This window comes from Acidovorax sp. 99 (assembly GCF_003096455.1).
GTDB lineage: Bacteria > Pseudomonadota > Gammaproteobacteria > Burkholderiales > Burkholderiaceae_C > Acidovorax > Acidovorax delafieldii.
The window spans coordinates 2,786,408-2,808,268 of sequence record NZ_QEKU01000001.1 but is presented as its reverse complement, the minus strand read 5'-3'; the positions used below and the strand labels follow the sequence as shown (position 1 = coordinate 2,808,268).

Annotated in this window: 18 protein-coding genes; 1 reads left to right on the top strand and 17 read right to left on the bottom strand. The window is 57.6% G+C overall.

What is annotated here, in order from left to right:
• The first annotated feature begins 139 nt into the window (after window positions 1–139).
• Complete coding sequence (locus C8C95_RS13130; RefSeq protein WP_116748875.1) at window positions 140–3,955, top strand: methyltransferase domain-containing protein; 3,816 nt, start codon at window positions 140–142, stop codon at window positions 3,953–3,955.
• A 154-nt stretch (window positions 3,956–4,109) separates the two neighbouring features.
• Here C8C95_RS13130 and C8C95_RS13125 read toward each other — a convergent pair whose 3' ends face one another.
• From C8C95_RS13125 to C8C95_RS13050, 17 genes are all read right to left on the bottom strand, one after another.
• Window positions 4,110–5,012, bottom strand: coding sequence for a hypothetical protein (locus C8C95_RS13125; RefSeq protein WP_116748874.1), 903 nt, complete (start codon window positions 5,010–5,012; stop codon window positions 4,110–4,112).
• A 5-nt stretch (window positions 5,013–5,017) separates the two neighbouring features.
• Entirely contained in the window at window positions 5,018–6,367 is a 1,350-nt protein-coding gene (locus C8C95_RS13120; protein ID WP_116750279.1) for an ABC transporter ATP-binding protein, read from the bottom strand.
• 47 nt (window positions 6,368–6,414) lie between these two features.
• Window positions 6,415–7,206, bottom strand: a complete 792-nt coding sequence (locus C8C95_RS13115) for an ABC transporter permease (protein ID WP_116748873.1) — start codon at window positions 7,204–7,206, stop codon at window positions 6,415–6,417.
• Window positions 7,207–7,343: 137 nt separating this feature from the next.
• The gene (locus C8C95_RS23845; RefSeq protein ID WP_243415694.1) at window positions 7,344–8,258 is read right to left on the bottom strand and encodes a peptidylprolyl isomerase; all 915 of its coding nucleotides are present in this window, start codon (window positions 8,256–8,258) and stop codon (window positions 7,344–7,346) included.
• Window positions 8,259–8,424: 166 nt separating this feature from the next.
• A complete protein-coding gene (locus tag C8C95_RS23540) occupies window positions 8,425–10,080 on the bottom strand; it encodes a cell surface protein (RefSeq protein WP_133246235.1) in 1,656 nt (551 codons plus the stop codon).
• Window positions 10,081–10,377: 297 nt separating this feature from the next.
• A complete protein-coding gene (locus C8C95_RS13100; protein WP_133246234.1) occupies window positions 10,378–10,803 on the bottom strand; it encodes a hypothetical protein in 426 nt (141 codons plus the stop codon).
• Window positions 10,804–11,193: 390 nt separating this feature from the next.
• The gene (gene gspD, locus C8C95_RS13095) at window positions 11,194–13,533 is read right to left on the bottom strand and encodes a type II secretion system secretin GspD (RefSeq protein WP_243415693.1); all 2,340 of its coding nucleotides are present in this window, start codon (window positions 13,531–13,533) and stop codon (window positions 11,194–11,196) included.
• 11 nt (window positions 13,534–13,544) lie between these two features.
• On the bottom strand, window positions 13,545–14,198 hold the full coding sequence (locus C8C95_RS23535) for a hypothetical protein (RefSeq protein WP_133246233.1): 654 nt from the start codon (window positions 14,196–14,198) through the stop codon (window positions 13,545–13,547).
• Window positions 14,195–14,746, bottom strand: coding sequence for a type II secretion system protein GspM (gene gspM, locus C8C95_RS13090; protein ID WP_243415692.1), 552 nt, complete (start codon window positions 14,744–14,746; stop codon window positions 14,195–14,197). Before gspM ends, C8C95_RS23535 begins: the two co-directional genes overlap by 4 nt.
• Window positions 14,743–15,900 carry a PilN domain-containing protein gene (locus C8C95_RS13085; RefSeq protein ID WP_133246232.1) on the bottom strand — a complete coding sequence of 386 codons (1,158 nt, stop codon included), beginning with the start codon at window positions 15,898–15,900 and terminating at the stop codon, window positions 14,743–14,745. Before C8C95_RS13085 ends, gspM begins: the two co-directional genes overlap by 4 nt.
• A gap of 17 nt (window positions 15,901–15,917) precedes the next feature.
• Complete coding sequence (locus C8C95_RS13080) at window positions 15,918–16,757, bottom strand: type II secretion system protein GspK (RefSeq protein ID WP_165836541.1); 840 nt, start codon at window positions 16,755–16,757, stop codon at window positions 15,918–15,920.
• Complete coding sequence (locus C8C95_RS13075) at window positions 16,754–17,443, bottom strand: prepilin-type N-terminal cleavage/methylation domain-containing protein (protein WP_165836540.1); 690 nt, start codon at window positions 17,441–17,443, stop codon at window positions 16,754–16,756. The genes C8C95_RS13080 and C8C95_RS13075 overlap by 4 nt, the downstream gene beginning before the upstream one ends.
• Complete coding sequence (locus C8C95_RS13070; RefSeq protein WP_116750276.1) at window positions 17,440–17,877, bottom strand: type II secretion system protein; 438 nt, start codon at window positions 17,875–17,877, stop codon at window positions 17,440–17,442. Before C8C95_RS13070 ends, C8C95_RS13075 begins: the two co-directional genes overlap by 4 nt.
• Window positions 17,878–17,879: 2 nt before the next feature.
• The gene (locus C8C95_RS13065; RefSeq protein ID WP_116748866.1) at window positions 17,880–18,368 is read right to left on the bottom strand and encodes a GspH/FimT family pseudopilin; all 489 of its coding nucleotides are present in this window, start codon (window positions 18,366–18,368) and stop codon (window positions 17,880–17,882) included.
• A gap of 30 nt (window positions 18,369–18,398) precedes the next feature.
• Window positions 18,399–18,836 carry a type II secretion system major pseudopilin GspG gene (gene gspG / locus C8C95_RS13060; RefSeq protein ID WP_099731299.1) on the bottom strand — a complete coding sequence of 146 codons (438 nt, stop codon included), beginning with the start codon at window positions 18,834–18,836 and terminating at the stop codon, window positions 18,399–18,401.
• 36 nt (window positions 18,837–18,872) lie between these two features.
• Entirely contained in the window at window positions 18,873–20,135 is a 1,263-nt protein-coding gene (locus C8C95_RS13055; RefSeq protein ID WP_116748865.1) for a type II secretion system F family protein, read from the bottom strand.
• Window positions 20,128–21,846, bottom strand: coding sequence for an ATPase, T2SS/T4P/T4SS family (locus C8C95_RS13050; RefSeq protein ID WP_116748864.1), 1,719 nt, complete (start codon window positions 21,844–21,846; stop codon window positions 20,128–20,130). Before C8C95_RS13050 ends, C8C95_RS13055 begins: the two co-directional genes overlap by 8 nt.
• Window positions 21,847–21,861 lie beyond the last annotated feature (15 nt).

Here is a 21,861-nt window from a genome sequence, read left to right as displayed (position 1 = left end):
CGCGTAGCCTTTACCACTCTCGACAACTTGTTGGAGCCTCTCTGCCGCGCGCTGGTCGCGCGACTTTCACGCACCGGATTGCTACGGCGATCAAACAGCATAAGCCTCGCATTATCAACCCTGACGGCATAATCCCCGCATGCCATCACTTGCTGAGCAACCTCACATCTACACGCGCGATATCCAGCCAGACGAGCACACATCGCTGAATTTTCTTACCCAGCACATACCCTCAGACGCCAGTGTTTTGGACTTAGGATGCGGAACGGGTGCTCTTGGACGCTGGCTTGTCGACCGTGGGCACACTGCGCTGGATGGTGTGACATTCAACAGCGCCGAAGCGGAGATTGCACGCAAGCACTATCGGCAGGTTGTAGAGGGAGACCTTGAAACGCTTGATCTGCTGACAGCGTTTGCATCGCGCCACTATGACGTGATCGTGTGCGCGGATGTACTAGAGCATCTCAAGAACCCAGCGGTCGTCTTGGAGCAATGCAAAACCCTACTGTCCCCCGAGGGCCGTTTGCTAATCTCTGTACCCAACGCAGCCTATGCAGGCCTCATCGCAGAGTTGATGCATGGCCAATTCAGATATCGAGATGAGGGCTTGCTCGACAAAACACATCTGCGCTTCTTTACTCGCAGTAGCCTCCTCGATTTTCTGGAGCAAGCTGGCTGGCAAGTCGACTCGACCGAGACGGTGCGTCGCGAGCTTATTGAGTCCGAGTTCTCCCACCCTCTTGACGCAATCCCGCCATCGGTAAGCCGCTACTTGTTGACACAGCCAGATGCCCTGACTTATCAATTCGTGGTCACAGCGCGGCTAAAGAGAAGCGGCGGGGCTGCGCATGTTATCGCTGAAAACTCTTCCGCAGGGCCAGCCAGACCAGAGGCAGCAAAGTTCAGCATGGAGCTTTTCTGGGATACGGGTGAGGGCTACACGCAAGCACAAAAAGTTCATCGCACAGGCGTCATAGGCGAACGACATCAGACTGTTCATTTCAAAGTTCCGCCGTCCCCCGTTTCACCCTATCACGCGCTGCGGCTTGACCCCGCAGACCGGCCCGGATTTCTGCATCTGTTTTCACTGCGCCTGATCGACGCGCACGGCAACATTCTTTGGACATGGAAAGGCTACGACGATTGGGAGCCAGAAGCTATTCGCTCGTTCCCGGCATCGCATCAGATTCATTGGACACAGCTTGGTTTTCCTACTGCCATCCCTCTGCTGTTGCTGCTCGACGATGACCCATGGTTGGAGCTTCCCATTGACAAGGTCAGCCTTGGCATGCTGTCTCTCGAAGGCGGACAACTGGAAGTAACCGCCGGTTGGCCCATGTCTGCAGACTACCTTCAAGCGATCAACGCTGTACGAGACATTCGGAAAGCCTATGCTGAGCAGCGTATGGTTGCTGAAACCCTGGCGGCAGAAAAGCATTCTTTACAAGCTGAATTGCAGCGCGCGCACAAGGAAAATGAGGATTGGAAGGAAAAAATCCGTATTGCGCAGCAGGAGCGCACCTTCTTCATCGAAACCCAAAATCAAACACAGCGCTCATTGGAAGAACTACAAACCCATCTGGAGTGGATCGAAAACTCAACCGTGTTTCGTATCACCCGCCCATTGGTTCGCCTGAAGATGGCAATCAGCAGGTACCTGCCATCAAATTCATGTCCTTCTTCTTCCGCTCTTCAAGTGGCTGAACGAGCACCATCACTGCTACAGCCCATAGACGTTATCGTTCCTGTATACAAGGGTCTATTCGATACGCAGCGCTGCATTACATCTGTCCTCAACAGCACCTGCAAGAGGCCGTGGCGCTTGGTAGTGATCAATGATGCTAGCCCGGAGCCCGAGGTGACGGACTGGCTTCGAAGCATTGCGGCGTCGGAACCACGAATGCTGCTCCTGGAAAACTCAGAAAATCTGGGTTTTGTCGGCACGGTCAATCGAGGCATGGCCGCATCTACCCAGGCAGATGTATTGCTGCTCAACAGCGACACAGAGGTTGCCAATGACTGGCTAGACAGGCTGTGCGCTACAGCCTATTCGCACAAGCTCAACGGAACCGTCACCCCATTTTCAAACAACGCCACCATTTGCAGTTACCCGCGCTTTTGCGAGCCCAACGTACTGGCACCTGGCCACACCACCGCGTCGCTGGATGCTTTGGCAGCCAAGGCCAATCCTAGGGCTGCAGTAGAGGTCCCTACCGGTGTCGGCTTTTGCATGTACATACGGCGCGACTGCCTAGATGCTGTCGGGCTTTTTGATGTACCCAACTTCGGCAAGGGCTATGGAGAGGAGAACGATTTTTGTCGCCGGGCGCATGCTCTCGGGTGGCGTAATCTGCAAGCGCTTGATACTTTTGTCTTGCATGCTGGAGGCGTGAGCTTCGGCGCCAGCAAAAGCCAGCGGGAGCTGGATGCCATGGAAACCTTGAGGCGCCTCCACCCCGACTACGAAGGCGCCGTGATGCGCTTTATCGCTGATGATCCTTCTTTACCTTACCGACGCGCGCTAGATATCGCACGGCTACAGACAAGCACTCGCCCCAAAGTTCTGTGCGTCGTGCATGATCGCGCAGGCGGAACACTACGACACGTGCGCGAACTTGCGACCACCCTCCGGGATACGGCTGAAATACTGACGCTTACTCCTGCGCCCGGCTTGCGTGTGCGCTTGGCTTTAGCCGCTCCCACCGAAGAATTCGCCCTGGATTTCCAAGTGCATGAGCAAATGGATGCCCTGGTATCGATGCTTCGCTCTATTGGGGTATCGCTTGTGCACTTTCATCATTTGCTGGGGCACGTGGATGCAATCAAAAGCCTTCCAAAACGCCTTGGCGTTCCGTTTGACTTCACAGCGCACGATCACTACAGCTATTGCCCACAGATATCGCTTACCGACCATCGCAATCGCTACTGCGGGGAAAAAGGCGAAGAGCAGTGCAAAGGCTGTCTCGCCAAGTCCCCGGCCCCCGGCGGAGTTGACATCGTCACATGGAGGAATAACAGTCGCGACTTCCTACGACAGGCTCGACACATCTTGGCGCCCAGTGCCGACATGTCAGCGCGCATGGAAAGATTTGTGCCTGAGGCGGACGTTCGTCACGTGCCACATCTAGATATAGACAGCTCGCAGCCGTTACCCAACGTCCGCCCCCTGTCTCGCCGCGACCCCAATGAGCCCCTCAAAGTCGTGATTCTTGGCGCGCTTAGCAGTATTAAAGGTGCAGATGTTCTGGAGGCAGTGGCAATCGCTGCGGCAAAGGCCAAAGCCCCTGTGGAGTTTCATTTGTTGGGGTACGGTTATCGCAACCTCAAAACTCAACCTGGAGCGCGCCTCACCGTGCATGGTGAATATACCGATGCAGAGCTGCCCAGCTTACTGGAGTGGCTGCAACCTGATTTGGCTTGGTTCCCCGCCCAATGGCCTGAAACCTACAGCTACACCTTGAGTGCTTGCCTCCAAGCGGGGCTGCCAATCGTTGCCCCCGATCTGGGAGCATTTGCAGAGCGATTGTCCGGGCGTGCTTGGTCATGGGTGCTCCCCTGGGACACGACAACGGACATCTGGCTCGACTTCTTTACGGCGTTACATCGCGACTATCTTGTTGACGACAAGCCTGCGCCCCACTGTCCGCCATTCTCTCCTTCGTGGCAGACGGCGATGCTTCCATGGGACTACACCAACGAATACCTACGCACCAGCACAAGTGGTGCAGAGCCGTCTGAGCACATCGTGGAAGCGGCGCCTCGCATAGACGCGCGCGGGTTGATAGCATTTCTGCCCGGGCGAATGAATACCCCCCCGCAAAGGGCAACGCTCATGCTTCGGCGAGGTTTGTTGACCATTGTGATGCGGCTCCGGTCTAGCCAAGGCTTAAGGCAAGCAGCGCGACGGGTGCCACTTCGCTGGCAAACACGCGTCAAAAACTGGCTAGTGCGTTGACTCAAAAGATCGAGGGTTCGCAAATTGCCTACCTGTGCAGCTCAACAAGTGCGCCCCTTAGTTAGGGGCTTTTGCAGCTCAGAACTCTGTACGCCAAAGCATTGAATATTTGGATGGCCTGCAATCACCTCCCTGGCCTTTTGGGCACGGCGTATTAATCTTTGAAAAAGCGCCGAGCCTCAGACCAGAAATGCCACGCTTCAGGCTCCCGCTGGAGCACGCGCTCCAGTTCAGCAAATACTGTGGTGATGAGCCTGGAGACGTCGTCGTAAACACCCAAAGAAACGATGTTGAGTTGGCGCCTACCGGTCTGAACATCGAAGCCGGTGATGTAGACATACACAGGCACACGCTGATCCACTGCCAAACGATGCAATGCACGCGGCACCGAAGCTACAAGGCCCAGCAGACGTATGTGCTCAGCGCTGCTTGATTGATCAGTAGGCACATCGATAGCAGCGAGCACTTGCCCCCCCGCCCGTAGTGCTTTAATGGCCGGTCGCAAGCTGCCAGACACATCTAAAGGCTCGCAACCCAACGCCTTATGCACTGTGGCTGTTCGCGCACGGGCATACCAACTCAGCACGGTTCGCCCCAAGAAAGGTGCCCCCTCGGTTGAGGCAACCAAAGCGCGCGGAAGCAGCCCCCCCCGCGCAGCATGGCGCAGGCCCCACATGCCCGCGCCCCAGTGAAAAGTGAACAACATTGCAGCTTGGCCTGACGGCGGCCACTCGCCTTGAACATCCAGGTGCATGTTCATCCAGTGGTCCTGCCGAGTCCTGGCAAGGTAATGGTCCGCATGGTCTGTCCAGGTTACCAAACGGCGATGCATGAGCCATGCGCGTTCGTCTGACACCGGAAACAGAGCCTTGTATTCTGCCAACGCTTGTATGGCTGCTCCGCGGTAGGCGGGCAACCAAACCAAGATGCGCCGCGCCACACGGTATGCGACCGACCACGGCAGTACCGCAGCCAACGCGGGTAGCGCCACCAACTCAATGGCATCCTTAAACTCAGTTCTTATCCGTCGAAGGCGACGCAGCACATGCAAGTCCATGCACGTTAGCTCCAGTAGTGAGGGAGTCGCACCAGTCCCGGAGTCTGGGTGGGATAAACAAACGTGAAGGTGGTACACGCCTTCCATTCATCGCACACCACCAGCCCATTTGCATCAAACAGGTACGCGCTGACCACGTATTCGCCGGTGTGCAGCGGCAAGTCGGGGAAGGTGAGCGAGATCTCCCACAGCCCTGCCGCCAACTGACGCGGCGCCGCACCTTCCACATGCGAGGCTAGCGATGTGATGCCCACACCGTGGGACTGTTCCAGCATCACTCCAATGCTTGGTGCGGCGTCGCCATGCGCGGTGCGCGCGCGCACAGTCACTACCAGATCGGACGAGCACAGCATGGGCGGAGCGGATTGGTCAAGGCTGGCCACCTCAACGCTCACGAGATGCGATGACGTTACGGCAGCGCCTGCCCCGGGCACGCCCGCTTGGTTACTCTGACCGTTTTCACCTGCCGTATCACGTGCCTCGACCACAGCGACAATTGCATGTCCATGCTGGCCATCGATTTCGGAGTGGGGGCCACCCGAGGATGCCTCCGGTGTATCGCCTGGCGCTGACTGGTAATCGCCCTTCAAATCAGGGGCGTGCCGCTCCGTCTGAGTGTGCTGGCGCAAGCTGGCTTCGTAGGAGGCGAGTACTGCTTCGGTGTTGCCAAACTGACGTACCTGACCAAGCTCCATCCAGAGGGCTACATCACACAGCTGACGAACGTGGTAAAGACTATGTGAGCAAAACAAGATGGTGCAACCGTTCCGGCGGAATTCCTCAATGCGCTCTACGCACTTCTTCTGAAAGTTTTGGTCGCCTACGGCCAAGGCCTCGTCCACGATCAGTAATTCTGGCTGCACTGCAGTGACCAACGCGAACGCCAAGCGCACCACCATGCCAGATGAATAGGTTTTGACCGCACGGTCTATGGAGTTACCCAACTCCGAAAAGGCAATGATCTCTGGTTCTAGCGCATTGATGGTGTCAGCATCAAGCCCGATCAGCCCCCCCGCAAAGCGCAGATTGTCACGACCTGAGAAGTCGGGATGAAAGCCCGCACCCAGCTCCAGAATAGCGGTGACACGCCCCCTACACTGTGCCGAGCCTTCCGTAGGTTGCAATGTGCCGGCCAGCAGCTTGAGCAAAGTGCTTTTGCCGGCACCATTGTTGCCCACCACGCCCAAACATTGGCCGGGGTACAACTGAAAACTTACGTTGCGCAATGCCCAATGACTGCGGTGCAAAGAGGCGCCCGTGATCAGTGCACGCAGCCGTTTGCGCGGATGGTCATAAAGCTTGTAGCCCTTGCCAATCCCTTTTACATCCAGCACGGGCGCTGAATCGGTGGCTATTTCATGCGCTGCAGCATGCCGGCGGCCGAGTTGATGAGGGTTTTGTGTCACAGCCAGTCCACGAGTTCATCCCGACTGCGACGCAGCAAAGGGGACAACACTGCGCAAGCAGTGCCAAGCCAGACCACTATGCCAACACACGACTGCCAGCTGGGCCACTGGCCTTGCAGCAGAACGTCTTGATAGGCCAACACCCACGCAGTCATCGGGTTTAGCCACAGCAGCCACCGCCAGTCCGCTGGGAACAGCGTTACAGGAAACAAGATGGGCGACAAAAACACGCCCACCGACAGCGCAAACGTGACGATTTGCACCGTGTCTCGCAATGCCGCCGCCATGATGGCCAGCAAGTAAGCGAGAAAAAAGGCCAAAGCAAACTGCGTAACAATCAGCAGTGGCAAGCTCAGTAGAGCCAAGGCGCCACGATGCAATGGTACATACGCCAGCGCCAATAACGCTAGCAGAGGCATATACACAGCAGCACTGGACAGAACGGTGCGCAGCACCATCAACACGGGCGGAATCGCATTTTTTTGCAGCAAATGACCAGAATCAATGAGGCTGCTCGTACCGCGGCCCAGAGCCTCGCAAAACGCCTGCCAAGGCAACATGCCCACAATGAGGAAGGTTCCTACGGCCTTGGTGGGAGCCGCATCACCCAGACGCATGGCGAACACTACGTCGAACACGAGGTAGTACGCTGCCACTGTGAGTAGCGGCTGGGCATAGACCCATACCAGTCCGCCAGCTGTGCCCGCGTGGCGCGCGGCCAGCTCACGCCACACCATTACGCGCAGCATGGCACGCATCGCCCATGCCGCGCGCAAGTCTTGCCACATGTTATGTTGTCTGGTTTTATCTTGAAAAAGCTGGCGCTTGAACCAGCGAGCCCACCTACAGCCCGCTCACCGATTCAGAAGCAGCACATGACAGGCTGTAATGTAGCCCGTCTACCGCCTCACAAAGCTCGCAGTAGTTATTTGCTGCCTGGCTGTTGGCTTGCCACATAGGCGTCCAGAGCCTCGGGATGCGTTTTGGCATGCTGCATGATCTGCTGGCCCGCTTTAATACGCCCCTCGGTCAGTATCTTTTGCGTAACTTCCTGCAGCAAGGTGTTGCGAACTTCATCAAACGGCTGCTTGCCGGCTTCTTTACGGTCTGTCACCTTGATGATGTGATAACCAAACTGGGTTTTAACCAGCCCACTGAGCTCGCCCACCTTGAGTTGGAAGGCCGCCTCTTCAAACTCCTTGGCCATACGACCACGGCCAAAGAAGCCCAAATCTCCCCCCTTTGCACCACTACCAGGGTCTTGCGACCGGGCCTTGGCCAGCTCAGCAAAATCTTTACCGCCTTTGAGCTCGGCCAACAGCTCCGACGCCTTGGCTTCGGCATTTTCCTCGGTGGCCAAAATCAAGATATGGCTTGCCTTGACTTCTTCCGGAATTTCGAAACGCTTGGTCTCGGCACGGTAAACGTCACGGGCGCGTTGTTCCAGCACCATGTCACTGGGACGGTTGATCTTGTCCAGTTCTGCGAGCTGGATATCGGAGAGAACACGGTCTGCTCCCAGCTGCAATGCCGCCTGATTGAAAGGCGTTTTGGCCAGGCCTGCTGCCTGCGCCTGTTTTGCCAGGGCACGGCGCATCACCAAATTGGAGGCCAACTGGGCCAATCTTTCGGGCTGTTGCATGAAGCCGACTCGTACCTCGGGCGGCGCCTTGGCCAGTTCAGCTTCCAGATCCAGCGTAGTGATGCTTACGCCATCAGCTTCAATGACCACCGCCGGAGCAGGCTTGGCGCTCTGCGACCAAGCAGAGTTAGAAACCAATAAGGTGGCCGCGAACAAAACAGCAGGAGAAACTTTGAAGAACCGAGAGCTAGTGATCATAAGAAAAGGAAAAGTGCAGAAAAATCACCGAGCGCAGTTGTCATTACTAAACCACGGCTAGAGACATTTGCATGCCAGGAACAGATTTCATAGATCAAAAAAAAGGCGGGAATGTTCCCGCCTTTTTTGAATGACCACTTGCGTGGTCTATGCGCTTACAACCGAATTAACGGGTGTAGCGGTGGGGCCACATAGCACCGAAGGCGCTGGACTTGGCGAAAGCGCCGCCCAGAACTGGCAGACCACGGTTGGCGAGACCGGACGTACCCAGGCTGATCCAGCCTTCGTTCGACGACACGTTCAGGTTCTGCAGAGCCAACGAAGCCGACAGCGAACCCGAGCTAGTGTTCGTACCGTTGTTGATCGCCAGCACAGACGTTTCGCCGCAGAAAACCACGCTGGTCACAGTGCCGGGAGAGATCACGAAACCGCTGGAGGTCGTGGTTTCTTCACGGTCCCACTGGTTCACACCAGCCGTACCGGTATCAGCCTTCACGCAGATCTTGCCGGAAGAAACAGAAGTGTTGGTGTTATCAAAGTAGTTGTTAGTCCACAGCGAGTAAACACGACCGTCACCGCCCAGAGGGCTGGTGTAAGCGTAGTTCATAGCAACGTTGTAACGACGTGTGGGCATGGAAAACACCCAGTCAGTCGTGGCACCAATGCTGGTGGTCGTCAGATACTCATTGATCACCGACTTAGCGGCCAGCTTAGCTGTCAGTGCCTCTGCATGAGCAAAAGGCGTGTTAGTAGCCGTAGTCAGAGCCAAGTAAGGCGTGGACAGGTCAGGCAGATCGTAGTACGAAGCAGAAATGAACGGAGTGCCCGAACCGGTCGCAGCTGTACCAGTTGCTGGGTTCGTCCGGCTGATGTTACCAGCAGTGGTTTGCAGCAGAGGATCAGCAGACCATGCGTCAACGTTACCGGCAGAAGCATCAGACTGGGGGAAGAACACAACGTTTGCGTTGATTGCTGTGCCCGAACCTGCTGCAACTGCTGTAGCAGCGCCAGAGAAGGTAGCAGTCTTCACCGTGTCGATGATGGTCCAGTTGGCCATCAGCTTGCCAGTGGGGAATGCCATACCCTTGCCCTGAATCGTGGCTGCGCTTGTATCAGCAGCAGCAGCTACATAGTTAGTAGCAGCGGTGAGCAATGGGGACAGGGCAGCAGAGGTGCAAGGAGCCACGCCACCGACGTGCTTGATAGCCGTGTACAGCGGATTGGTCGTAACACCGGAAGCAACCACTTGATTCGTCTGAACAGCCTTTGGAACGTCGGCCATGTTCAGAATTTCGATGTAACCTTCGCGGGTTTCATTTGCCTTCTGCTCAGCGGTCAGCGCCGAATTCAGACGCCCTGTGGGGAACGAATTCTTCTGCGTTGCAACGATCGATGGCAACGTGCAAGTCTTGTCTGCAGTTTCGATTTGCGAACGGCCATCAGCACCCTGGCTAATCTTGGCAGCCCAGACGTCGCCAGGAGACAGCATCAGCGTGAAGTCGAAGATATCGTCAGAGTTCGATGCACCACGGAAGCGAACCTTCACAGCCTTACCGTTGGCGGCATCGGTATTGGTGATGTTCAACAGCGTTGCATTAGTGCCTTGGGTGGTGAAGTAAGGCACCACCAGAATATTCCCGAGACCTGCTTCATTGATAGCCAAGGTCGTGGCAGCTGTTGCATTCGCAAGGTTACCCGCAGCAACCGCAGAGTTTGGATCCACAGCGTCAGAGTACACACCCACTGCAGCGTTAGCCAGGCCAGCAAAGCCAAGGCTACCAATCATGGCAGCAATGCTTGCAGAGAGAATACTTTTTTTCATTGATAACTCCGTTAAAAAAGTTGGTAAGCGCAACTACCAGGATTGTTTACGCTTCGAAATGTTAGCACAGGGTCTTAGGGATTAGGCCGCAGTGCCTACCGACCGCCTTGAGTTGTGCATAAAAAGCAACAGGCGGCTGCATGAGCTTTGAATCATTCACTCGATAGGACGGTCTCCCTTCAGATTGCCTGCGCCAACAAGCAGATCAAGCCCAGCGGCGCGTACCGACCAAGACCGCCTGTACATCAAAACACAGTGCAGCCTTACCATAGTACAACCCACCACTGCCGTAACCGGTCAGGGCTTCTCGTAATAGTACCAGCGGCCACCCTCGTTGAGCCACGTTTCGGTAAAGAAGGTGCTGATTGTGTCGCCTTTGCCACGCCCAAAGGGCGAGGCCACAGTCAGCTCAATGCGCACCTCGCATTTTTCTGCTTCGCAGGTGGTGCTGGCCACTTCGGCACGCTTCCATTGCACGGCGCCTTTGAATTGCGACTGGTATTCGCGCAAATCATGCAGACTGCGATAGGCGGGTGTGAGCATGTCATAAGCTTTTTGCCACTGCCCATCAATGAGGTAGCCCCAGCGCTGGCTGGCCAGCTGGGATGTTTGCTGCTCAGGCGTCATCGCAGTCGTTGCGCAGCCCGACAGAGCCACCATAGCAACCACAAGTACTGCCGCGCCGGTATGGCGCGCGAGAGAAAGCGCGGACGTTGTTGTCATTTCAAAACCTCCTTGTTACCAAATAAATCCATTCGCCACGTGGACAGGCAAGCGGCCCCACACAGCTGAAAACTGGGCGCCGATATGGCCCAGCCCTGAACGGCCAGCAATGCTCGAGTGGACGCTGCTGCCATTGCCCCCGCCGAAGAGCGACGTAAATATGGCGGAGGGCTGCTCCATTTCAAGCACTCCCGAATTCGCCAGCTGCCAAACCGACCTACCCATCGTGCCTGGACATAGCGCACGACCACCACACCCAGCAGCGGGTTGCAGTACCCAGGGGCCCTACATCAACAGACCCAGCCTACTTGGCGGGGACACACCATTGGCGCAAGCAAAACTCCAACTTCGGGATACGCCCCAGAAACTCTCCGAATGGTTTCGTCTCTATTACTGGCGGGTAGCATCACCGCTACTGTCAGACGCCCCGACGCCCGTAGGGGTAGAACGAGACTGCGCGGTACCCACGGCTGGAGCCAAGCCTCGCATGCGATCACGCAGATCCTCACTGACTTCCCGAATGTCAATATCGGTCCGCACCACGCGCGGGGTGATCACCACCAGCAACTCCGTCCGACTGCCTATGTTGGAGGTTGAGCCAAACAAATTGCCCAGAACGGGAATGCTATGCAGGATGGGAACGCCCGATTTAGAAGTGGTGTTGTTACTTTGGATCAAGCCCCCCATCACGATGGACTCGCCAGAGCGCACTGCGAGCTTGCTGGACAACTGGCGCTGCAAAAAGGCCCGCTGGCCGCTGACCTCGTCTTTTTGCCCCACGTCTGTGACGGACTGGTCTACCTGCATGGTGACTACGTTGCCAGAGTTCACAGAGGGCGTCACCATAAGATTGACGCCTGTGTCCTTGTATTGAATGCTGGTGCGCACAATGCCGTCACTGGTTACGGTTTCGCCGGCCTGAATGGGAGTTTGCGTGCCCACGGCAATGGACGCCATATGGTTGTCGAGTACCATCAACGATGGACTGGCAATGACCTTGACCATCGTCTTCTTGGACAGTGCGTTTAGCACTGCACGCACATTGCCAGCGGGATTTTTGAGCGTGTAAGAGAAACCAGCAAGTGCACCGCCCAGCACACCACCCGCGCTGCTGCTCAACGCGCCGCTACCGGTGTAGCCCGTGTTGGCACGGCTGTCGCTAAACGCCCATTGCAATCCGTATTCGAGGTCGTCATTCAATGTGACCTCGACAATGCTGGCTTCGATCAGCACCTGGGTCAGCGGCAGGTCAAGCCGCTTGAGCGTAGCTTCGATCTTTGCGTACTCGGCCTTGGTGCTCCACACGAGCAGCGAGTTGTTCAGCTCATCCGCCATCACCCGTATGCTTCCAAGGGTCGCCACCGCTGCGCCCTGGACTTGCGTTGCTGTAGCGGCCGTGTTACCCAGCGAACCCACGGTGCGACCACCCAATGCACCCACTCCTCCTGCACCTGAGAAAGTGCTGCCGCTGCGTATGCCTGTGCTGTTACCCAGGTTGCTGCCATAAAGGCCTGAGTTGGTACCACCAAAAACATTGTTTGTCGTGGAGGATGCACCAAACCCTGATGTCATGCCAGTCGCATTGGCCAAGCCAGGCGCAACGCCGGTGTTGGTAAATGCGCTGTTCGTTGGTGCTGCAGTGCCGCCAAAGATGCCGCTCAATACCGACGCAAGATGGCGGGCGTTGACGTTCTGCACCTGATAGATGAACAACTGGGGCTCCGCGCTGTTGCCTCCTGGCTGATCCAGCTTGTCAATCCAACGCCGCGCCTCATCCAGGTAGGCCGCACGAGGCGTTACCACCAAAATGCTGTTGAGCCGCTCCATCGGCAGCACACGGAACGCGCCGAAGAGGGGATTGGACTCTGCCATGCCACCAGATGGCACCGCAACACCGGGGCTTGCGCCAGAACGCGCCGTAGCGGTAGGGCTGCCAGCCGCGCCGCCAGATACGGCAGATGGCGAAGCACCAGAGCCCCCTCCCAAAATAGACAGTGCGGCCTCTACCTCTTTGACAGACACATACTTGAGCGGAAACACCCCCACCGACATACCTTTGAGAAGATCAACGTCAAAGGTGTTGACGAGGTCCAACCAGCCCTCGGCCTGCGTGCGGGTACCGGCAAGCACCAAGAGATTTCGCAGGTTGTCCACCCGGACGATGGCCTCGGGCGGCGCCATGGGGCGCAATATGGCAGCCATTTCTGATGCGCCGATGTAGTTGAGCCTCACCACGATGGCGCCACTGCCAGGCGGCAGCGGCGCCCCAGCCACAGCCTGGCGCACCGCCGGAACGATGCCTCGCACTGCCTCCACCTTACCGACATGGTAGGTGCCACGCGTGTCTCGTGCCATGACAAGCCCGTTGGCTTGCAAAGCACTTTCGAGCAGGAGTACGGCCTGATCCGGCGAAATATCGCCATTGGTGGACAGCGTGACAGAGCCCGTCAGTGGCTGATGCAGCACATAGTCGGCTTTGAGCACGTCTTTCAGGACGATGGTTGCAAACTCTGCGATGGGCGCTTCTTCAAACTTGAAGCCCGTCGCGCCCGCAGGCAGTGCCGTGGTGGCGCGCGGGGGGGCTATCACGGAGTCATTGCCGCGCATGATCCTGGGCTCCACGCTGGGAGCCGCATCCGCCGGTTGCGGAAGTTGTTCTGGTGACTGGGCGAAGGTTACGCCCACGTACACAGAAAGGCATGCAACTGCCAGCCGTTTGAATTGATCCATGGTCGACATACTCATTCTTTGACGGGGGGAAGCCCAGCTTTGCGAAACAGTTCGTTGCGTTGACGCAGCCGCTCACGGGCAGCCTCTTGCTCTTGTTGTTGAATGGACACGAGGTCAGGACGGCCACCGATTGACGGCGACGCGGCAACAGGCGGAGAACTACCGGCAACAGCGGGCGGCTGCGGCCCAAACACATGCACCAGCCGGACGCTACGAGTCTCATCACCACGAGCAAAAGTGACTTCTCGTCCCTCGATGGACTGTACCGTCCACTCACCCAGCGGTTCGTTGAGGCGAACCCTGCGAACTTTGTCGTTCACCCGCGCCACGATGCCACTGAAATCAGGGCCTTTAAAAATGCCATACAGGGTCAGCCCAGCCAACGGATCTGGCTTTGGCGCCTCAGGAGCGGCATCAGGGGGAGGCGGCGGGCGCCGGTCGGGCGCAAACAAGGGGCGGTCCAAAATAGCCACATATGCGCCGACCCCAGCACCCTGCTTTGTCTCCAGCCCAGCAGGCAGCTTGGGCGCAGGCATGTCGGGGGTAATCGGCGCAGGAGGAGTCCAGGCATGAGACCGCAGTTGACCAGAAGGCGCCACCCACATCCATGCGAGCCCTCCACTCAAGGCGATCATCAAGACCACCAATGCTCTGAATGCGGTCATGAGCGGACTCGCAGGACGAAGAGATTGACTTGTGCAGCAAGACGCTGCGCGGATTTAGGCTTGACCGCACCGATGGTTTGAATGGACAAGTTGTCCACCCACACCGTTGGCGATTGCTTGTCCAGTAGCGCCATGGCGTTTTGCAGGCCAGCAAGGTCGCCCTCTACCCGCAGCGCTATCCCTATGCGGTCAAAGACCTGCTGCTCTTTGGCCGGCAATACCTGGATACTTCCAATGTCGAGTTTGCTATCGGCGAAAAGGGTGCGTATGCGCTGCTGCGCGTCGTTGCCAGCCTGAACAGCATCCTGTGCGTTTGGATAAGCCTGGCCTGCCAATAGCGCTTTTGCAGATGCCTCGGCCTGTGCCAGGCTGTCTTTGCCCTTTTGCAAACCAGATAACCTGGCAAAGCGGGGCTCCAGTTGTGCCAATTGGTCCTGTGCCCAGCGGTGCTTGTTCCAAAAAAACACCCCCGCGACCACAGGGATCACCAGCAAGATCGCAAGAATAGTCGCCTGCAGTACGGCTATGCGAGGAGGAATTCGGTTCAAGGCTTGGCTCCCGAAGATGCGGCTGGCATCGAGGGTGATGGCGATGCAGAAGCTAACCCACTGGCCTGGGTAAGGTCTACCAGCAGTTCGATGCTGAAGCTCTCTTTGATTGCACCGAGGGGTTTGACTGCCGCTGAAGGGGCCTTGACGTCCTTAAATCCAGGCTGCACGCCCAGTTGTTGCATCAAGGCCGCTGCGTTACCCGTTTGCCCCACCAACAAGACTTTAGGTGGCTTTCCCGGGCCTTCTGGAGCGGACAATTGAAAAGATTGCAACGAGGTGTCGTCAGGGAGCGCGCGGGTAATCATGTCCAGGATTTGGAGCGCCGCCCCCGAGGGAACTGCAGACTCAGGAAGGGCCTGCAGAAAACCTTGCGCCCTGACGTAGGCTTCGCGCTGCTGAATCAATGGAGCAACCTGCTTTTGCAAGGCCGTGTACTGATCGACCGCATCTAGGGCGCGAAGACGCAACTGCAGGGTGGGCGTTACCAGCATCCCTGCCAACAGCAGCACCGTACCGGAACACAACACAGCGTTTACTCGCTGCCACCGGCGCTGGTAAGCAAGGCGCCGAGTCTCCCCAAACCCAGGAAGGACCGCAGGCCGCCCATTCCCCATATCCACCCACACCTCCGGACTGACCGCATTGGACGCTATGGCCTCTGTCGATTGCATGGCTGCAAGATGCGTTTGAACCATGCTGCGCGATGTAAGGACAACAGCAATGCGGCGCCCCTGGCTGAGTGTTGCTTGTCCGGCGTCACGCTCACGATCATTTATGTCACTGCCGACCCATAACAATTCATCCCCAGGAAAAGGGCTCAGGTTCTGCACCTCGAACAACAAGGCCCCCTCTGAAGCAGCGCTGGGCAATGGTGGTAGTTGAACCACGTGGCGCAACAGCAGGTCGTCAGGCACTTCCACCGCTGCGAATCGAGCCGCCTTGGCTGCGGCGGGCGATACACGGGGATCCTTACGCAAACCCCGATAGACCTCGCTTTGCCGATTGGCCCTCAGCCATCGAACTACAGGCTCGGGACGCAGCCATGCGAGAACACGCCAACCCAGCATGCCACGCCACGCTATCTTCAGATCATCCAGCACGCCACTCAGGTCCAGCCCGAACAACCGTGCATCATTTTGAATAGTTGCCATTTAATGCTTATAGCGGATCAATTTGCCGACGACAGGAGTCGCTGGCGCTGCTCAATGACACGCCACGGCAGGCCGTTACGACCAGAAGAAGACAGCGCAACCACCCAGCTGCGTTCAAGCGTTACAGCACCATCTAACGGAACCTCCGCAATGACACTCAGCGGCCCACCCGAGCCGCCGCCCTTGAAGGCGGCATTGAGTGACGTCGTGTCCATGGGAAGGGGCGAGTTTTCACGCTGGGCGTATAGCTGGCTCGCCAGAGCGACGTTACCTTCTGCGAGTACCACCAGCACAGGGAGCGGCGCAGCCTCGGGATTCACCAGCCCGCCCCCTCGCAAGGAGGCCGAGATGAGGTCTTGAATCCTAGCATAGAGGGCATAGTCCACCCCAGGAACAGCCAGCAGGTCTTCTGGCGCATCGAAGCCTATTGGCGTACCACCCGCTGCAGGACGCTTGCGCCATTCCACCACAGCGCGCGCCAGAACCGCAGCATTGGCAGGAGCCACTCCTGCAGCATGCTGAAACAAGGCAGCCAAAAGAGGTTCTGCGGCATTGTTAATGTCTACCAAACCGTTCAGACTTCGCGCTCTTACACGAATCCACCGGCCTCCAAACTCCAACTCAACATGCTCGCTTTTGTTGACTGGTAGAGCGCGCGCAGTGATTTCTTGCAGGACCAACCGATTCGCGGCGTCCCCGAGTGCAGCAGCCTCCACAACCGCGCGGTGGCGCGAAGCCTTGCGAATCTCCAGCTTGGCAGAGTGGATCAGCCCAGTGGCAGCCAGGCTGAGCGCGGCCACAATCCAAAGCACCGCGATAAGTGCAAGGCCTCTATGAGTCGGCACTTCTCGGATCATGACGACCCACCACCGACAGTAAAATCGCCGCCCGAGCCGGAGCCTTGCAACAACGGAAAAATGCCGATAACGGTCGGTGGCCATGCGCCGTCAATATCGGATATCTGCAGGCGCACCCGCTCTGGCAACTGATCCGCGACCGGCCAGCCCTCCACCCACCCCTTTGGCCACGATTGCAACGGAGCGCCAGCTGGGGGCCGCCCTTCAGCCTGGACATTGAATTGCGTCAATTGATGCACCAGCACCCTGCTATCACTTCGCCGCCAATCCGGCGCATCGCCCGCCTCAGGGAGCCACGGCACAAAGCGCAGCACCAACTGGAGTTGACCGGTGGAAGCTTTTTCCACCCCCAGGCGGAAATAATGCCGCCCCCCAACGCCCGGACGAGCAGGCATGACGCCCACCCATTCAATCATGGATGCACTGGCACGAAATTGCACGACCTGACCGGTACCCGATTCGGCTGTTTGCATTTGCAGCTTACGCCCCGATACGCGCGCAATAAGTTGCCGCATGAGTCCTACAGACACACGCATCTCGTCGATGCGTCCAAGGCGTTGGTCCACCCTGGACTCAGTCTGAGCGATGGTCCGCAACGATGACCCCAGTGCCACCATGATCACGGCCAGCAGTGACACGGCCACCAGCATTTCGACCAAGGTGAATCCTTTTTCGGCGGCTTTCACTGCGCAACCTCTCCAGGGTCCGGCTTGCGCTGGGGCAGCAATGTTTGCAGTTCCCATTTCTGCGGCCTGGAGCCATCCATCCAATTCAATGTGATCACTACCTGGTGCAGTCTGGTGACGTTGAGAGATGTGGAGGACGCAGACAGCGATGCAGGCCCCGCGCTTCGGACATAGGGAATACTTCGAACCTGCCACGCAAAGCCAGCGGATTCCCCCGACTCGTTCCATCCATCGGCTGCGACAGACTCTCGGGAGGACAAAAGAGACTCTGCAACCATTGCGGCCTGTTGCTGGTAAACCATTTCCGCCACATTGCGTGCGCTGGACCCCATGCTGCGATACAGCAGACCCAGAGCCATTGCCATGATTGCAAAGGCAACCAACAACTCGAGCAGCGACAGACCGTGTTGCACGGCCCGGAAACCCCTGCGCATGGTCATTGGCTGAATGGCTCCTGCTCCACTCGGCCCGTCAACCAATCAACACGGATTCGAGTGCCGACACCCGAAGGGCGGGCCAGCTCCAGGGTGCCGCCGGTCGCTCCACCGTCTGGCAAGAACAGGATATTCGCTACCTGTCTGTCTGTCAGTTCTTGTTGCCCCACAGTCGCCCGAATTTCCAGCGCAGAAGGGATGGCCCGAAAACGCTCACCCTGCAAACCAAACTCCCTGTGCCGCATATCCATTTGAAACCGGACGGGCGAACCGCCGCTTGCAGCCCGCATGCGCGCACTGCGGAGTTCTGCAACCACGGCACGCACCGTGGTGCGGTACTGGGTGGCCTCCCGCAACTTATCAAAGGCCACAGGGGCCAGACCCACGATCAGCGCACCGATGGCAAAAACCACCAGAAGTTCCACAAGCGTAAATCCCCCGGAACGCGAGTAGCGCCGAAATCTGGCCACGCCCAATGGAGGCTGCGGCATCCGACAAGTCACGGTAATGCCCGCAGTTCGCTATTGCTGGTTGCGCACATCAGCGTTTTCACCATCGCCCCCGGCGACACCATCGGCGCCGAAGGTCAGAATTTCGACCCCCCCACCAGGCGCCGGGCTAGTGTACTTGTAGGGCTTACCCCAAGGGTCGTTCGGAACTGAGCCTTTGATATACGGACCGTTCCAGCCGTTAGCGGATCCGGGCTTTGCGGTGAGCGCCTGCAATCCCTCTTCGGTTGTTGGGAAACGCCCGACATCCAGCTTAAAAAGTTCCAGTGATTTTTCGAGGTCTGCAATTTGCACGGCGGCTGTCTTGCTCTTCGCCCCACCCAGTTGCCCGAGAACGCGTGGCCCCACAAGGCCTGCCAGCAAAGTAAGAATCGCCAAGACCACCAGCAACTCAATCAACGTAAAACCCCGGTGCTTTTGAGCGCGTTCATTCAACATAAAAGGGGACATGGATAAGCCTTCGATAGGGGAGAGTAGCAGCCGCCATCAGGCAGCCAAATCGTTCACTGAAAGGATGCCGAGCAAGATCGACACAATAATGGCCGCAATGAGCAGACCCAACACCAGAATCAGTAGCGGCTCCAGCATGGTCAGCGCGCGCTTGATTCCGGTTTCTACATCACGGTTATAAATATGGGCCAACTCCAGGAGCATAGGACCGATACGACCGGTCTCTTCGCCCACTCTGATGAGGTTGATAGCCAAAGGTTCAAACACCTGGGTCGCACCTAATGCGTCTACCACCTTGGCGCCGTCCTTCACCCGAGGAGCCACATTGGCGAGCGAGGCTCTGAGGCTAACGTTGCCGACGGTCTCAGTCGCGATGTGCAATGCCGAGATCAACGGGACACCATTGCCCAGCAGCGTACCCAGTGAACGCGAGAAGAGCGTCAGATCGTATTTGTGCAGCAATCGCCCCAATACGGGCGTCCCGAGCGCCCTCTTTTGCCACCAAACTTTTCCTTGCGGTGATCGCCACCAGCGGCGCAAAGCCCACCCCACCAGAAAGCTCAGTATGGCAATCGCCCAGCCATATTGCGTAAACGCTTGGCCCAGGTGCATTACAAATCGGGTCGGCGCAGGTAGGGCATCACCCATGTCTTTAAACAAGGTTTCAAACTGGGGCACTACGAAGCCCAACATAGCACCGAGAGACAGTACGGCGACTCCTAGCAAAATCGCCGGATATATGGCTGCAGACACAACGCTCTCACGCAGAGCCCTGAGTCGCTCCATGTGTTCGACAAGTCTCTCGAAGACCGCACCCAACTGGCCACTGGCTTCTCCAGATCTCACCATGTTGATATAGAAGTCCCCAAACAGGTCGCGGTGCCTAGTGAGCGCCTTACTCAAGGAGACCCCCCCTTTGACGTCATCCAAGATCTGGTGGGTTATCTCTGAAACTGCGGGCTTATGACTCATCCCGATAAGCACCCGCAACGCCGTGTCCAAAGCCAAGCCAGCCTTGAGCATTATGGAAAGCTCCGACGTCAGCAGCAGCACATCACCCGCCCCCGCTGTTCCTCCCTGTGATCTGCCGAGCTTCCAGAAGGGCTGTGTGGACTTTGCGGGTTCCGAGACGCCGGTCGAACTCACAGGACTCGCGGCTGAAAGGAGCTCTACGACGCTAATGGGCGTAAGGCCCTGAGCTCGCAGATGACGCAGTACTTGCGCCTGCTCAAGCGCTTCGAGATGACCCTGGGACATCTGCCCTTGGGACGTCGCCGCTTTCCAAAAAAAATCAGGCATCCGACTGGTCCTCGGTCACTCGGAGCACCTCATCCAAGCTAGTTTGGCCTTCTGCTACTTTGCGTAAACCATCGTCATAGAGGCTAATCATTCCGGCCGCCACTGCTTTGGCATGCAATAAGGAAGCATCTGCACCGTCCAGAATTGCGCGCCGCAGCACATCATCGACAACCAGTAGCTCGTGAACTCCCGTTCGTCCGCTGTATCCCGTTCCCCTGCAGTGCTCGCAACCAACAGCCCTGTAGATGGGAGCACCAGGAGCAATAAACCTCCCCAGCCCCGTGGTTTCCAGCACCGAGGCTTCTGGAACATGAGGCTCCCGACAGAGCTTGCAAAGACGGCGAACCAGGCGCTGAGACAAAACGCCATTGACTGATGAAGTAATCAAATACCGTTCAACACCCATGTCGGTGAGGCGAACCACTGCGCCAGCGGCGGTGTTGGTGTGAAGGGTAGACAGGACCAAGTGTCCAGTCAGCGCAGACTGCACCGCAATTTGGGCCGTTTCGCCATCGCGCATTTCACCAATCATGATGATGTCGGGGTCTTGGCGCAGGATCGATCGTAAGGCGCGCGCAAAAGTCAGCCCGATCTGGGCATGCACCTGTATCTGGTTGATCCCCTCCAATTGGTATTCGACGGGCTCCTCGACAGTGATGATCTTGTGCGCGTCTGCGTCAATTTTGGAGAGCGCTGCGTACAGCGTGGTCGTCTTGCCAGACCCTGTGGGTCCCGTGACCAGCAAAATGCCGTGCGGCCTAGCCAGCAGGCCATTGAACCGCTGCAAGGTCGTTCGCGCAAATCCCATGTCCTCCAGGCTGAACAAGACGCTCGAGCGATCCAGCACGCGCATGACCACACTCTCACCATGAACAGTAGGAACCGTTGACACACGGAGGTCTAGTTCGCGGCCCTTGACCCGGGTCTTGATGCGCCCGTCTTGCGGCAAACGACGCTCTGCGATGTCCAGGTGAGCCATGAGTTTCACGCGTGAATTGACCGCAGCGCTATGCCGCGGCGGAACAATTTCTGCCGTGGAAATGACACCATCGACCCGATAACGTACATGCAGTCCGTCATCGAAAGGCTCTAGGTGTACATCCGAAGCGCGCAGATCCGTCACCCGACCAATGATGGCATTCACGAGCCGAATCACGGGCGCTTCGCTCGCCAAATCCTTGAGGTGCTCAACGAAGTCTCCCCCATCGCCCTCAAATATCTCGTGGTCGGGTTCTTCCTCTACTGCCTCTACTTCGGTGGACAACGCTTTTTCCACGTCGGCCGCCAGCGCAAGACACGGATGGATAGCAAGACCCGTGGCAAGGCGCAGCGCCTTGATGACGTATGCGTTTTGCGGAGCCACCATGGCCACTGTGAGCCCCGTGTCATCGAGACGTATCGGCACGATGCCGTGAGCACGCGCAAACTCGGGCAAAAGGCCTGCCACTTCGGGAAGAACCGACGGAAATTGCTCGCCCTGCAGCCAGGGTACAGACAGCTGCCGGGACAGCGCTTGAGCGACATCCACCTCGGATACTAGGCCCAAGCGAGAGAGCACGCTCCCCAGCAGCCCCCCCATTTCCTCCTGGGCCGCCAAGGCGCGCTCAAGATCACGGCCTGACAACTTCCCAGCCGCCACAAGCAACTCACCCAATCGCATGCTTGGTGCGGAGGTTAACGTGGGATCAACAATAGCAATGGTGGAGTTCATGCAGTGGCCGGTAGG